Annotated in this window: 11 protein-coding genes; 6 read left to right on the forward strand and 5 right to left on the reverse strand. The window is 65.8% G+C overall.

The genetic code is table 11. The features are described 5' to 3' along the window. Positions 1 to 380 precede the first annotated feature (380 nt). A complete protein-coding gene (locus AC2T4A_RS21955; RefSeq protein WP_478379055.1) occupies positions 381 to 1,400 on the reverse strand; it encodes a zinc-dependent alcohol dehydrogenase family protein in 1,020 nt (339 codons plus the stop codon). A gap of 313 nt (positions 1,401 to 1,713) precedes the next feature. Here AC2T4A_RS21955 and AC2T4A_RS21960 point away from each other — a divergent pair, with 313 nt between their 5' ends. From AC2T4A_RS21960 to AC2T4A_RS21980, 5 genes are all read left to right on the forward strand, one after another. Beyond that, entirely contained in the window at positions 1,714 to 2,628 is a 915-nt protein-coding gene (locus tag AC2T4A_RS21960; RefSeq protein ID WP_486741786.1) for a LysR family transcriptional regulator, read from the forward strand. 342 nt (positions 2,629 to 2,970) lie between these two features. After that, complete coding sequence (gene mexE / locus AC2T4A_RS21965) at positions 2,971 to 4,206, forward strand: multidrug efflux RND transporter periplasmic adaptor subunit MexE (RefSeq protein ID WP_478379056.1); 1,236 nt, start codon at positions 2,971 to 2,973, stop codon at positions 4,204 to 4,206. Between the two features lie 124 nt (positions 4,207 to 4,330). Continuing rightward, entirely contained in the window at positions 4,331 to 7,534 is a 3,204-nt protein-coding gene (locus AC2T4A_RS21970) for an efflux RND transporter permease subunit (protein ID WP_416747189.1), read from the forward strand. Positions 7,535 to 7,539: 5 nt separating this feature from the next. Further along, positions 7,540 to 8,967 (forward strand): efflux transporter outer membrane subunit, encoded by a 1,428-nt coding sequence (locus tag AC2T4A_RS21975; protein WP_486743710.1) that lies wholly within the window; start codon positions 7,540 to 7,542, stop codon positions 8,965 to 8,967. A 326-nt stretch (positions 8,968 to 9,293) separates the two neighbouring features. Further along, positions 9,294 to 9,494: a hypothetical protein gene (locus AC2T4A_RS21980; protein ID WP_416747187.1), complete on the forward strand. Its 201-nt coding sequence runs from the start codon at positions 9,294 to 9,296 to the stop codon at positions 9,492 to 9,494. Positions 9,495 to 9,607: 113 nt separating this feature from the next. On the opposite strand, the gene AC2T4A_RS21985 is transcribed toward AC2T4A_RS21980, so the two are convergent. The 3 genes from AC2T4A_RS21985 to AC2T4A_RS21995 are packed head-to-tail and all read right to left on the reverse strand — an operon-like array spanning position 9,608 to position 11,929. After that, positions 9,608 to 10,804: a CynX/NimT family MFS transporter gene (locus AC2T4A_RS21985; protein ID WP_486743711.1), complete on the reverse strand. Its 1,197-nt coding sequence runs from the start codon at positions 10,802 to 10,804 to the stop codon at positions 9,608 to 9,610. Between the two features lie 8 nt (positions 10,805 to 10,812). Continuing rightward, on the reverse strand, positions 10,813 to 11,268 hold the full coding sequence (locus AC2T4A_RS21990) for a nucleoside deaminase (RefSeq protein ID WP_416747183.1): 456 nt from the start codon (positions 11,266 to 11,268) through the stop codon (positions 10,813 to 10,815). Positions 11,269 to 11,293: 25 nt separating this feature from the next. Further along, on the reverse strand, positions 11,294 to 11,929 hold the full coding sequence (locus tag AC2T4A_RS21995) for an ankyrin repeat domain-containing protein (RefSeq protein ID WP_486741787.1): 636 nt from the start codon (positions 11,927 to 11,929) through the stop codon (positions 11,294 to 11,296). A 123-nt stretch (positions 11,930 to 12,052) separates the two neighbouring features. Between AC2T4A_RS21995 and AC2T4A_RS22000 the strand changes: the two genes are divergently transcribed. Beyond that, entirely contained in the window at positions 12,053 to 12,916 is an 864-nt protein-coding gene (locus AC2T4A_RS22000; protein WP_486741788.1) for a LysR family transcriptional regulator, read from the forward strand. On the opposite strand, the gene AC2T4A_RS22005 is transcribed toward AC2T4A_RS22000, so the two are convergent. Beyond that, the gene (locus tag AC2T4A_RS22005) at positions 12,903 to 14,966 is read right to left on the reverse strand and encodes a putative bifunctional diguanylate cyclase/phosphodiesterase (protein ID WP_416747177.1); all 2,064 of its coding nucleotides are present in this window, start codon (positions 14,964 to 14,966) and stop codon (positions 12,903 to 12,905) included. The genes AC2T4A_RS22000 and AC2T4A_RS22005 overlap by 14 nt on opposite strands. Positions 14,967 to 15,013 lie beyond the last annotated feature (47 nt).

Consider the following 15,013-nt stretch of genomic DNA (forward strand, 5'->3'; position numbering starts at 1 on the left):
AGGGGCCGACAGGTGCCGCGACAATACGCGAGGAAAGCGCCGAGCGGTTTGCCTGGTTCTCTTCAGGCTTGCCTGATACTGCGGGGGATGTAGCGGCGTATAGATAGCTCTATTTCGAAGCTTTGCGGCCGACGAGCGCAGCTACGGCCCAATTCGGAAATGCCACTGATGCTCCAGCCATCCCACAAACCGGTGAGCCAGGAACGCCCCTGACGATTGGATGTAGGAGCGAGCTTGCTCGCGAACCCGCTTGACGCCAATGCGGCCGGATACATGGATCGCGAGCAAGCTCGCTCCTACAGGGATGCCCGGAAATACTGCGCGCATGAAAAAGCCACTCCGAAGAGTGGCTTTCTGAGGCTACCGAACGAAGAGTCCGATCACTCCGGCATCTTCATCACCACACGGCCGCCGCCCGGGCAGGTTTCCATGTAGTAGTTGGCATCGCGGTACTGGGCGAAGTCGAACACCCGGTCGATGCTCGGCTTGAGCAACTGGTCGGCGGTCATCTGGTTGATCGCGGTCAGCGCCCGTTGTACGGCTTCGTCGTTACGGGTCAGACCAATCTCCGGTTGCCCGGTGAAGTCCAGCACGCAGTGACGGTAGAACTGCAGGTGCTTCTTGAACGCCGCGCAGGCCGGGAAGGCTGCGTCGTTGCCGCCATTGATGCCATACAGGATCAGCTTGCCGCGCTGGGCAGCGACGTCACCCAACAGTTTCATCTGCGGGCCGGCGCACTGGTCGAGGACGATCTCCACGCCCTCACCCTTGGTGAAGCGCTCGACTTCCAGCACCAGGTCCTGCTCCTCGGTGTAGATGATCTTGTCCGCACCCAGGCCCTTCAGAAACTCACGAGTCTCCTCATGGCTGGTGGTGGCGATCACCTGGGCGCCCAGCGCCTTGGCCAACTGCACCGCTTGCGGAGCCAGGCAATGGCCGGCCTCGGTGATCAGCACGCGCTGGCCCGGCTTGATCTGCGCCAGTTCCACCAGCGCAAAGTACGAATACATCAAACCGGTGTAGTGCACCGCCGCCTCGACCGGGGTCAGGACATCCGGATAGCGGGTCAGCGAAGTGCGCGGCAGGATGACGTGGTCACCCCAGGCCGGGTAGAGGTTCGGCGAGTTCGCCGGGAAGCTGGCCACCGCCACGCCGGGCTCGAGGTCTTCAACGCCCTCGCCCACGGCTTCGACGATGCCGGAGAGTTCATAACCGATACCCGCCGGCAGCTTGGCCTGATCCGGGGCGAGGTTCTGCCGCCAGAGTACGTCGCGCCAACTGACGCCCAACGCCTGGGTGCGGATCAGTACTTCACCCGGCCCCGGTTGCGGGGTCGGCATCTCCTCGATCTTCAGGACCGAGGCGTCACCGAACTGGTGGAAACGGATCATGCGGGACATCACATACCTCGCCTTAGTAGTGCTCATAGCCACGGACTCTATCCGGGCTTTAGGGGTGACGCCACCGTTCACCATTGATAATTGACATAAACGGCGATGATTCGGCCCGCGCTGCAAGCCTTGTCCGGCGCGGCTGCAAGGCTCTGCGACGGGGTTGTCCACGGGGCCGTGGTGGCTCTGCTCCTACAGAGTCAGACCACACTGCCGGGGCGAGATTCTCATTAAAAAAGTGGAAATTGATCAAGGACTTATCTGACAGACTTGACTCAGGACACGCTCGGCCTCACTTTTCCCCCATCGCCAGGGAGTCCCCATGAACCGCAACGACCTACGCAAGGTTGATCTCAACCTGTTGATCGTTTTCGAGACGCTGATGCATGAGCGCAGCGTGACCCGCGCCGCGGAGAAGCTGTTCCTCGGCCAGCCGGCGATCAGTGCGGCCCTGGCGCGCCTGCGCGGTCTGTTCGACGATCCGCTGTTCGTGCGCACCGGGCGCAGCATGGAACCCACTGCGCGGGCGCAGGAAATCTTCGGCCACCTCTCGCCGGCGCTGGACGCCATCTCCACCGCCCTGAGCCGCGCCGCCGACTTCGACCCGGCCACCAGCAAGGCAGTGTTCCGCATCGGCCTGTCCGATGACGTGGAGTTCGGCCTGCTGCCGCCGCTGCTGCGCCGCCTGCGCTCCGAGGCGCCGGGCATCACCCTCGTGGTGCGTCGCGCCAACTACCTGCTGATGCCGCAACTGCTGTCGTCCGGGGAAATCTCCGTGGGCGTGAGCTACACCGACGAGCTGCCGGCCAACGCCAAGCGCAAGACCCTGCGCCGCAGCACCTGGAAGATCCTGCGCGCCGACTCGATCCCCGGCGCGCTGACCCTCGATGACTACTGCGCGCGCCCGCACGCGCTGGTGTCCTACGCCGGCGACCTGGACGGCTTCGTCGACCAGACCCTCGCCGAGATGGACCGCAAGCGCCAGGTGGTGCTGGCGGTGCCGCAGTTCGTCGGCCTCGCCCAGTTGCTCGCCGGCACCGACATCATCGCCACCGTGCCCGAGTATGTGGCCCTGGCGCTCACCGCCGCTGGCGGCCTGCGCGCCGAGGAGCCGCCCTTCCCCACCCGCCTGGCCGAGCTCTCCATGGTCTGGCGCGGCGCCCAGGACCAGGACCCGGCCGAGCGCTGGCTGCGTTCGCGGATCACCATGTTCGTGGGCGATCCGGACAGCCTCTGAACCCGCTCGCGCCGTAGGGCGTACAACCGTTCGCGGTTGTACGCCGATACACCTGACACCGCCCTACGCAACCTGACCTTGCAGGAGCGAGCTTGCTCGCGAACCCGCATGGCACAGTGCATCGGGTGGAAAAGCTTCGCGAGCAAGCTCGCTCCTACCAAGAGCCTTGCCGGGCAATGTCCGCGCCCACTCCTTCTATCTATTCCTGCGCATAGTGCAAAAGCATTTATCACTGCGCGTGATAATCAAAATCTGCTCGTTCGATTAGTTCCAGCGCCCCCGCGAACGCAGACTCCGCTCCATTAGAAATCCATAAACCAATTAGAACGCCGGAGTCTTTCCATGGAGCGAAATCTGAACACCTTGCGTATTCCGTTGGCGTTGGCCGCTGTGCTGGTTCTCAGCGCCTGCGGCAAAGGCCAGGACGCGGCACAGAACATGGCCGCGCCGAAGGTCAGCGTGGCGGACGTCATCGAACAGCCGATCAACGAATGGGACGAATTCACTGGTCGCCTGGAGGCTCCGGAATCCGTTGAACTGCGCCCGCGCGTCTCGGGCTATATCGATCGCGTCGCCTTCCGTGAAGGCGCGCTGGTGAAGAAAGGCGACCTGCTGTTCCAGATCGACCCGCGGCCGTTCCAGGCCGAAGTCCATCGTCTGGAAGCCCAGCTGCAACAGGCTCGCGCCAACCAAACCCGTACCGTCAACGAAGCGTCCCGCGGTGATCGCCTGCGCGCCACCAACGCCATTTCCGCGGAACTTGCCGACGCCCGCACGGCCGCCGCCACCGAGGCGAAAGCCGTGGTCGCCGCGACCCAGGCGGAACTGGACAACGCCCGCCTGAACCTGTCGTTCACCCAGATCACCGCGCCCATCGACGGCCGCGTCTCGCGCGCCGAAGTCACCGCCGGCAACCTGGTGAACAGTGGCCAGAGCGTGCTGACCACCCTGGTCTCCACCGACAAGGTCTACGCCTACTTCGACGCCGACGAGCGCGTCTATCTGAAGTACGTCGACCTCGCCCGCAAGGGTGGCCCGGACGCCCGCGGCACCAGCCCGGTGTACCTGGGCCTGACCGGCGAAGACGGCTTCCCCCACCAGGGCCGCCTGGACTTCCTCGACAACCAGGTCAACCCCAAGACCGGCACCATCCGTGGCCGCGCCGTGTTCGATAACGACGCCAACCAGTTCACCCCCGGCCTGTATGCCCGCATCAAGCTGGTCGGCAGCGGCACCTACCCCGCCGCGCTGATCAAGGACGAAGCGGTCGGCACCGACCTGGGCAAGAAGTTCGTGCTGGTGCTCGACAAGGACAGCAAGGTGCAATACCGCGGCATCGAACTGGGCCCGAAACTCGAAGGCCTGCGCATCGTCCGCAGCGGTCTGGTGAAGGGTGATCGCATCGTGGTCAACGGCCTGCAACGGGTTCGCCCCGGTGCCCAGGTCGACGCCCAGGGTGTCGAGATGGCCAGCCAGTCGACCCTCGCCAACCTTGAAAGCCAGCGTCGTGCGCTGGAGAGCTTCGAGGCGCCGAAGGTGGCCGAGAAATCCGCCAAGCCGGGCGCGCCGCGCGGCTGAGCACTCTCCGACTGAACCACCCCCTGTCTTAAACGATTGATGTACCGGGCCCTGTCCCACCAGGGCCTTGGGTGACCTTTGTCCCGGGTTTGGCGAACCGCAGCGTTCGCGACAGGAACCAGCCATGAACTTTTCGCAATTCTTCATCCAGCGGCCGATCTTCGCCGCCGTGCTTTCGCTGATCATCCTGATCGGCGGGGCCATCTCGCTGTTCCAGCTACCGATCAGCGAATACCCCGAAGTGGTGCCGCCCACCGTGGTGGTGCGCGCCAACTTCCCCGGCGCCAACCCCAAGGTGATCGGCGAGACCGTCGCCGCGCCGCTGGAACAGGCCATCACCGGCGTCGAGAACATGCTCTACATGTCCTCGCAGTCCACCGCCGACGGCAAGATGACCCTGACCATCACCTTCGCCCTGGGCACCGACCTGGACAACGCGCAGGTGCAGGTGCAGAACCGCGTCACCCGTACGCAGCCCAAGCTGCCCGAGGAAGTCACCCGTATCGGCATCACCGTCGACAAGGCCTCGCCCGACCTGACCATGGTCGTGCACCTGACCTCGCCGGATAACCGCTACGACATGCTCTACCTGTCCAACTACGCCATCCTCAACATCAAGGACGAGCTGGCGCGCCTGGACGGTGTGGGCGACGTGCAGCTGTTCGGCATGGGCGACTACTCGCTGCGCGTGTGGCTCGACCCGAACAAGGTCGCCTCGCGCAACCTGACCGCCACTGACGTGGTCGCCGCGATCCGCGAGCAGAACCGCCAGGTCGCCGCCGGCGCCCTGGGCGCACCGCCCTCGCCGAGCGACACCAGCTTCCAGCTGTCGATCAACACCCAGGGTCGCCTGGTCACCGAGGAAGAGTTCGAGAACATCATCATCCGCAGCGGCCCGGACGGCGAGATCACCCGCCTGAAGGACATCGCCCGCGTCGAACTCGGCTCCAGCCAGTACGCCCTGCGCTCGCTGCTGGACAACCAGCCGGCGGTCGCCATCCCGATCTTCCAGCGTCCCGGCTCCAACGCCATCGCCATCTCCAACCTGGTGCGCGAGAAGATGGCCGAGCTGAAGAAGGACTTCCCCCAGGGCGTGGACTATTCCATCGTCTATGACCCGACCATCTTCGTGCGCGGCTCCATCGAAGCGGTGGTGCACACCCTGTTCGAAGCCCTGATCCTGGTGGTGCTGGTGGTCGTGCTGTTCCTGCAGACCTGGCGCGCCTCGATCATCCCGCTGGCCGCCGTACCGGTGTCGCTGATCGGCACCTTCGCGGTGATGCACGCCTTCGGCTTCTCGCTCAACGCGTTGTCGCTGTTCGGCCTGGTACTGGCCATCGGTATCGTGGTGGACGATGCCATCGTGGTGGTGGAGAACGTCGAGCGGAACATCGGGCTGGGGCTCACCCCCGTCGAGGCGACCAAGCGCGCCATGAAGGAAGTGACCGGGCCGATCATCGCCACTGCGCTGGTGCTGTGCGCCGTGTTCATCCCGACCGCGTTCATCTCCGGCCTCACCGGGCAGTTCTACCGGCAGTTCGCGCTGACCATCGCGATATCGACGGTGATCTCCGCGTTCAACTCGCTGACCCTGTCGCCGGCGCTATCCGCCGTGCTGCTCAAGGGGCACCACGAGCCGAAGGATCGCTTCTCGGTGATCCTCGACAAGCTGCTGGGCAGCTGGCTGTTCCGTCCGTTCAACCGCTTCTTCGACCGCGCCAGCCATGGCTACGTTGGCACCGTCACCCGCGTGCTGCGCGGCAGCTCCATCGCGCTGCTGCTGTATGCGGGGCTGATCGGCCTGACCTACCTGGGCTTCTCCAGCACCCCGACCGGCTTCGTGCCGCAACAGGACAAGCAATACCTGGTGGCCTTCGCGCAACTGCCCGACGCCGCCACGCTGGACCGCACCGAAGCCGTGATCAAGCGCATGTCGGAAATCGCCGGCAAGCACCCGGGCATCGAGCACACCGTGTCGTTCCCGGGCCTGTCGATCAACGGTTTCACCAACAGCCCCAACAGCGGCATCGTCTTCACCCCGCTGAAAGACTTCAGCGAGCGTAAAGGCCCGGGCATGTCGGCCAACGAGATCGCCGCCGAGCTGAACAAGCAGTTCGCCGACATCCAGGACGCCTACATCGCGATCTTCCCGCCGCCGCCGGTACAGGGGCTGGGCACCATCGGCGGCTTCCGCCTGCAGATCGAAGACCGCGGCAACGCCGGTTACGAGGAGCTCTACGCACAGACCCAGAACATCCTCAACAAGGCCCGCGCGCTGCCGGAGCTCAACCCCATGTCGGTGTTCACCAGCTACCAGGTGAACGTGCCGCAGGTGGATGCTGCCATCGACCGCGAAAAGGCCAAGACCCACGGCGTGGCGATCAGCGACATCTTCGACACCCTGCAGGTCTACCTGGGCTCGCTGTACGCGAACGACTTCAACCGCTTCGGCCGCACCTACCAGGTGAACGTCCAGGGCGAGCAGCAGTTCCGTCTCGAACCTGAGCAGATCGGCCAGCTGAAAGTGCGCAACAACCTGGGTGAAATGGTCCCGCTGGCCACCTTCATCAAGATCAGCGACACCTCCGGCCCCGACCGCGTGATGCACTACAACGGCTTCATCACCGCCGAGATCAACGGCGCCGCCGCACCGGGCTACAGCTCCGGCCAGGCCGAAGCCGCCATCGAGCGCCTGCTCAAGCAGGAACTGCCCAATGGCATGACCTACGAATGGACCGAGCTGACCTACCAGCAGATCCTCGCCGGCAACTCCGCGATCTACGTGTTCCCGCTCTGCGTGCTGCTCGCCTTCCTGGTGCTGGCCGCGCTGTACGAGAGCTGGGGCCTGCCGCTGGCGGTGATCCTGATCGTGCCGATGACCCTGCTGTCGGCCATTGCGGGCGTGATCCTGTCCGGTGGCGACAACAACATCTTCACCCAGATCGGCCTGATCGTACTGGTGGGCCTGGCGTGCAAGAACGCGATCCTGATCGTCGAGTTCGCCAAGGACAAACAGGACGAAGGCATGGACCGCCTGAGTGCGGTACTGGAAGCCTGCCGCCTGCGTCTGCGGCCAATCCTGATGACTTCCATCGCCTTCATCATGGGCGTGGTGCCCCTGGTGCTGTCGTCCGGTGCCGGCGCCGAAATGCGCCATGCCATGGGTGTCGCGGTGTTCTCCGGGATGCTCGGCGTGACCTTCTTCGGCCTGCTGCTGACCCCGGTCTTCTATGTGCTGATCCGCCGCTTCATGGAAGCCCGTGAAGCGAAGAAGCAGGCGCGTGCTGCCCTGAGCCACACGAACCATAACGAGGCCCATCAGGCATGAGCGTCATGACCATCAATGCTGTGAGCAAGAGTGCCGTGAAACTGTTCGTCCCCTCCCTGCTCGCGCTGGCCCTCAGCGCGTGCATGGTCGGCCCCGACTACCAGAAGCCGGACACCGCGCCGGCGCAACTGGACAGCAACGCCCAGGTACAGAACTACGACCGCAGCCGTTACGAAGACGCCTGGTGGAAACAGTTCGACGACCCCGTGCTGACCCAGCTGGTGGAGCAATCGCTCAAGGAGAACCGCGAGCTGCGCGTGGCCTATGCCCGCGTGCTGGCTTCGCGGGCGGTCCGCGATGATGTGGCCAATGACCGTTTCCCCACGGTCACCAGCCGTGCCGAAGGCCAGGTCGGCAAGGGCCAGGTGCCCGGCCAGACCGAGGACCGGGTCAACCAGGAGCGCTACGACCTGGGCCTGGACATGATCTGGGAAGTCGACCTGTTCGGCCGTGTGCGCCGTCAGCTGGAGTCCAGCGACGCGCTGAGTGAAGCCACCGTGGCCGACCTGCAGCAGTTGCAGGTCAGCCTGATCGCCGAACTGGCCGATGCCTACGGGCAGCTGCGCGGCGCACAACTGCGCGAAAGCATCGCCAGGAGCAACCTGGAGAACCAGCGCGAATCCCGTGACCTGACCATCCAGCTGCGTGACGCCGGTGTCGGCAACGAGCTGGACGTGCAGCGCGCCGAAGCCCGCCTGGCCGCCACGGAAGCCAGCGTGCCGCAACTGCAGGCCGAGGAAGTGCGCCAGCGCAACCGCATCGCCACCCTCCTCGGCCAGCGCCCGGACGCGCTCTCCGTGGACTTGTCGCCGAAGAAACTTCCGGCCATCGCCAAGGCGTTGCCCATCGGCGATCCGGGTGAGCTGCTGCGTCGCCGGCCGGACGTGGCCTCCGCCGAACGCCGCCTGGCGGCCGCCACGGCGGACGTCGGTGTGGCCACCGCCGACCTGTTCCCGAAAGTCAGCCTCGGCGGCTTCCTCGGCTACACCGCCGGCCGTGGCTCGCAGATCGGCTCATCCGCCGCCAGCGCCTGGGGCGTCGCCCCGAGCATCACCTGGGCAGCCTTCGACCTGGGCAGCGTGCGGGCCCGCCTGCGCGCCTCCAAGGCTGATGCCGACGGCGCCCTGGCGACCTACGAGCAACAGGTCCTGCTGGCCCTGGAGGAGTCGTCGAACGCCTTCAGCGACTACGGCAAGCGCCAGCAGCGCCTGGTGTCGCTGGTGCGTCAGTCCGAAGCCAGCCGCAATGCCGCGCAACAGGCCGGCCTGCAGTACCGCGAAGGCACCGTGGACTTCCTCAACCTGCTGGACGCCGAACGCGAGCAACTCGCCGCCGAGGACGCCCAGGCCCTGGCGGAAGTCGACGTGTATCGCGGCATCGTGGCGATCTACAAGGCCCTTGGCGGCGGCTGGCAGCCGACACCGGCGGCCTGATCGGTCCTCCCCGGTCGAGAATCTCTCGACCGTTCTGGCCCTGCGGTCTGACGCTCCGGACCGCGGGGCTTTTTTATGCCCGCCGAACCAGCAGACACACCGGCATCGGTGCCGCTCAACGCGGCGCAGGAACAGGTCGAGGAGTCGGCGGATATTGCGGTGTGCAACCCACCCTCGATGGCAAAGGCAGGCTCTCACCGGAGGCCCGAGCTTGGGCTGAGTGTCCGAGGTCGCTATGATCCGACTCGAGTTGCCAGGGATCAAAGGAGTTCGGTCCTACTCTGGCCTAGACTTTCCATATCGGATATTTCAGACAAGGACTTGCCGTGGACGCCACTGCTCATTTCATCCCACTGGACCCCACGTCCCTCTTCATCACCCTCGGCATCATCGTCTTCGGCATGTTCATGCTGGGCATTGGCTTCACCATCCGTCATCGCCCGGTGGGCGTGTTCCTGATGTGGGTCGGCACGCTGAGCATGCTGTCGATCATCGCCTACCGCATCTATGTCGCCACCTCGGTCTAGCCGCGGCGCGCGCCTGAAAGCGATCGCGGACGAAGTCCGCTCCTACGAGAGGTGAATATCTGCGTAGGAGCGGACTTCGTCCGCGATAGATATCCGCAAACGCCAATCCCCCGCTACCGCTGCATCGCCCGCGCATAGCCTTTGGGCGAGAAGCGCAGGGTCACGCCCAGCATCAGCACCACTGAAATGGCCAACAGAATCCACGACGCCTGGAAGCTGCCGGTGCTGTCGCGCAGAGCACCGGTGACGTAGGGCACGATGCCGGTGACGATGAAACCGATGCCCTGCACGAAGGCCGCCAAACGCCCGGCCGCACCGGCATCGGCGAGGTGATCCAGGGTCAGGGTCAGGCTCAGGGCGAAACAGGCGCCCAGGCCGTAGCCGATCAGCGCCACCCAGATACCCGGCAGGTGCAACGGCGCGCAGATCAGCCCGACGAAGCCGGCAAGCTGGATCAGCAGGCACAGGCACAGCCAGCCGCGGCGATCCAGCGAACGGCGGATCAGCAGTGGGATGGTCAGCGCAGCGATCACCTGGAAGATGGTCATCAGGCCGATCAGTTGGCCACTGGCCTGGGCTGTCCAGCCGAGCTGGCGGTAGTACACCGGCAGCCAGGCCACCATGCTCGTGTAGCCGCCATTGATCAGGCCGAAGTACAAGGCCAGCAGCCAGGCGCGGCGGCTGCCGAAATAGTGCTGTGCCTTCTGTCGTGGCGGCGCGGCCACCGGCACTTCTCGCGGACGTGCGACCGTCCAGAGCAGCAGGCCGACAACCGCCAGCAGCAGCCAGGCGCCGAGGCCGTCCTGCCAGCGCTGGAAGTGCTCCGACACCACCGGCGCCAACACGGCCGCACTACCGCCACCGGCCATCAGCGATGCCGAGTACAGGCCCATGGCCGACGGCACCTTGTGCGGGAACCAGCGCTTGATCACCCCCGGCACGAACGCCTGGATGACCGCCACGCCACAGCCCGCCAATACCGCGCTGGCGATCAGGGCGAAGCCGCTGTCCAGCAACAGCCGCCAGAAGCATGCAGCGCCGATGGCCAGCAGGCCAAATACCATGCCCCGGCTCTCGCCCAGGCGCGGGCCGACCCACGGCAGGCCCAGGGCGAACAGGCCCATGCACAGCACCGGCAGCACCGTCAGCATCGACAGGCCCTGGAAGCCCAGGCCGGTGGCGTCGTGGATATCGGCCAGCAGCGGGCCGATGGAAGTGAGGATCGGCCGCAGGTTGATGCCCAGCGCGACGATCACCAGCAGTCCGATCCAGCCGGCGTGACTGCCGCTCTCCTCGACCGGCATGGCCATGCCCCTGCTCACGAGCGATGCTCCTGCCAATGCTGGTACAACCCCTCTTCACCATCGGGGCGCAACGGGCGCAGCGGCACCGCCTGCCACTGCGGCGGCTGGGTCATCTGCTGGTAGACAGCGGCGGTGGACAGCCCGAACGGCTCGCCATCGTCGTTGGAGTAGGCGAAGTACGCGCCCTCCACGCCACACAGGTGCATGGCGGCCAGGCACATCGGGCACGGATGGCCGCTGGCATAGATCACGCAGCCATCCAGGCGCGACAGGCCCAGCACCGCCGAGGCACGGCGAATCGCCAGCAGCTCGGCGTGGGCAGTGGGGTCAAAATCCACGTGGATGGAATTGGCGGCGCGGGCAATCACCCGGCCGTCCTTGACCAGCACGGCGCCGAACGGGCGGCCGCCGGCCTCGATGTTGTCGCGGGCCAGTTGCAGGGCCTCGCGCATAAAGACTTCGTGTGACATGGCAGTTTCCAGCAAAACAGTCGGATCAATGCGCGCCGGCGACTTCCAGCATCCTGGCGATGGTGGTCTGGTTGCGCTGGCGGGCGTGTTGCAGCGGCGTGACGCCGTCGTTGTCGGCCAGGTTCAGGTTCGCCCCGGCTTCTATGAGTTGTTTCACGATGGCCTGGTGGCGCGGGCCGCCGTCGCTGAGCAGGATGGCTTCGAGCAGCCCCGTCCAGCCCAGCTTGTTGACGTGATCGGGATCGACGCCAGCCTTGAGCAGCGTCGCCACCACGTCCACGTGGCCACGCTCGCACGCCGGGATCAGCGCCGTACCGCCATAGCGGTTGGTGCTGCGCAGATCGGCGCCATGGACCAGAGTCAGCTGGAGGATTTCCAGGCGCCCCGACGCCCCGGCCAGCAGGTAGGCGCTGTCGTGGATGCGGTTCTGCCGGTTGACGTCGGCACCAGCGGCAACCAGCAGCCGGGCGATTTCCACACGGTTCTGCGCGGTGGCCAGCAGCAGCGGCGTATTGCCCTGCCCGTCGGTCACATCCACCGGCACGCCGCGCTTGAGCAGCGCCGCGACCTCGGCTTCATCACCTTCGCTGGCGGCAGCCAGCAGTGCTTCTGCGGCGGCACGGCTGTGCACGTCCTCAGTCTGAACGGTCGGCATATCCATGGGCGCTCCCCCGTGATGGCTGTCGTGCCTCGAATCACGCTCAATCAATGAGCCGATGCAGTATGACGGAGGGATGTTCTATGCTGAAATTAAATAGAAACATGACTTTCAGTGGGAATCGCAATGCTTGACCCCAACCTGCTGCGCAGCTTCGTAATGGTCGTGGACGCCGGCAACTTCACCCGCGCCGCCGAGTTGCTGCATCTCACCCAGTCCACGGTCAGCCAGCAGATCCTGCGCCTGGAACAGAGCCTGGACTGCCGTCTGCTGGACCGCAGCCAACGCCAGGTGCTGCCCACCGAACAGGGCGAGCGGTTGCTGGGCTATGCGCGGCGCATTCTCGAACTGGGCTCGGAAGCGCGCGAGGCGCTGAGCAGCGAGCACAGTGAGGGCGTGCTGCGCCTCGGGATGCCGGAGGACTTTGCCGGCGAACGGATGATGCCGCTGCTCGCGGCCTTCAGCGCCGAGCGCCCGCGGCTGCGCCTGGAAGTCTCCAGCGGCCTCAGCCAGGAACTGCTGCGCCAGTACCGCAGCGGCGAGCTGGACCTGGCGCTGGTCAAGCAATGGGGCGCGGACAGCGACTGCCTCGCCCACTGGCCCGAACCCCTGGCCTGGCAGGACAGCGCCACCACCCCCGCCGCCATGCGCGACCCGCTGCCGCTGGTGGTGTTCCCGCTGGGCGCGCTGTATCGCCAGGAGATGATCCACGCCCTGGAAGCCAGCGGCCGGCGCTGGCGCATCAGCTACAGCAGCGCCAGCCTGGCGAGCCTTTCGGCGGCGGTGGCGGCCGGCATGGGTGTCAGCCTGCTGCCCCTGCGCGGCTGTCACGAAGGGCACCGCGTGCTGAGCGCCGAGGATGGCTTCGCGCCTATCGAGGGACTGGAGCTGGCACTCTACGCACGCCCCGAACTGGGCAGCGCCGGGCGCAGCCTGTGCGAGCAGTTACGTGAACTCTGCTCCCAGCTGGCCGCGATTACGCCGGCGTAGAAAGGCGCTCGAGGAATTGCTCGGCCGGCACCGGCTTGCCGAGCAGGAAGCCCTGCAGCGAGTCGCAACCCAGGCGGGTGAGGAAATTCTGCTGGCCGGAGGTTTCCACCCCTTCGGCGACGATGCGCAGGTCCAACGCCTGGCCCAGGGCAACGATGGCCGAGACGATGGCAGCGTCGTCGCTGTCCTGCTCCAGGTCGCGGACGAAGCCACGGTCGATCTTCAGCTCGTTGGCCGGCAGGCGCTTGAGGTACAGCAAGCTGGAGTAGCCGGTGCCGAAGTCATCGATGGACAGGTCCACGCCCATGTCCGACAGCTTGCCGAGAATCTCCAGGCTGGAATCGGCGTCGCGCATGGCGGTGGTTTCGGTGATCTCCAGGGTCAGGCAGCGCGCCGGCAGCTGATGGCGCTGCAACGCATCGGCCACCGACTGCACCAGGGCTGCATGGCAGAACTGCAGTGCCGACAGGTTCACCGCCACACGCCAGCTCTCGTGGCCCTGCAGGTACCACTCGCGCATCTGCCGGCAGGCCTCGTCCAGCACCCAGTCACCGATGGGGATGATCAGGCCGGTGCGCTCAGCGAGCGCAATGAAGGTGTCGGGCATCAGCAGGCCGCGTTGCGGGTGCTGCCAGCGCAACAACGCCTCGGCGCCAATGGGCTCACCGCTGGCGGCGAACTTGGGCTGGTAGTGCAGGATGAATTCGCGGCGATCGAGGGCTGCGCGCAGGTCGTGCAGCAACTGCAGGTGATTGCGCGCGTTGGTGTTCATCGACTGTTCGAAGAAGCTGTAGCCGTTCTTGCCGTTGCCCTTGGCGTGGTACATCGCCGCGTCGGCGTTGCGCAGCAGTTCGTGCTGGCTGGCGCCGTCGCCAGGATAGACCACGATGCCGACGCTGGCGGCAATGCGCAGCTCCTGCCCGGCTACCTGGAACGGTTGGGCCAGCAGGCTGATCTGCTGCCCGGCGACGGTTACTGCATCCTCGGCTTCGGCCAGTTCGGCGAGCACCACGAACTCGTCGCCGCCGATGCGCGCCACCGTGTCTTCGCTGCGCAGGCTGTCGCGCAGGCGCTGGGCCACGGCCTTGAGCAGCAGGTCGCCGACGTGGTGGCCAAAGGCATCGTTGACCGGCTTGAAGCCGTCGAGGTCGAGGAACATCAGCGCGAAATGCCCGCCGCCGCGCTGCACCTTGCCGATCATCTGCTCGATGCGGTCTTCCAGCAGGATGCGGTTGGGCAGGCGCGTGAGGTTATCGTGCAGGGCGAGCTGGGTCAGCTCCTGGTTGGCCAGGGCCAGTGACGAGGTGAGCTGAGCCGTGCGCGACTCCAGGCGTGCATCAAGCACCGAAGTGAGCAACGCAATACCGATCACGGCCAGGGTAACAATGATGATCAGCAGCGCCAGCCAGTCGCTGTTCAGTCCACTGGGGGATGCGCCGCAGAAGCTGCCCTCGGGGAAGCGCGCGGCGGCCATGCCGGTGTAGTGCATGCCGACGATGGCCACGCCCATGACCAGCGCCGCGCCAGCACGGGCCAGGCGTACGTAGGGCGTGTTCTGCCGCAGCCTGAAGGCGATCCACAGCGCGGCGCCGGAAGCCGCCACGGCAATCAGCAAGGAGAGCCCGAACAGCGTCGGGTCGTAATCGATGCCCGGCTGCATCAGCATCGCGTACATGCCCAGGTAGTGCATGCAGCTGATTCCGGCGCCCATGGCCAGCGCGCCGCAGACCAGTTGCCAGAGCGGCAGGCGGTCCTGGCTGACCAACGCCAGGGCGAAGCCCGAACTGAGCACGGCGATAGCCAGCGACAGCAGCGTCAGGGTGAGGTCGTAACCCAGCGGGATGGGCAGGCTGAAGGCGAGCATGCCAATGAAGTGCATCGACCACACACCAATGCCCATGGCCACCCCGCCTCCACCGATCCACAGCAGCACCGGCCAACCACGGGTAGTGGCGATGCGCCCGGCAAGATCCAGCGCGGTGTAGGACGCCAGCATGGCGACGCACAGCGAAATCAGGACCAGGGCGGGATCGTAACTACCGGTAAGCATGGGGGTTCTCGGATAGGCTCACGCGGTCCCTGCGCGCAAAAGTGCGG

This window comes from Pseudomonas sp. PVC-3-1 (assembly GCF_057444315.1).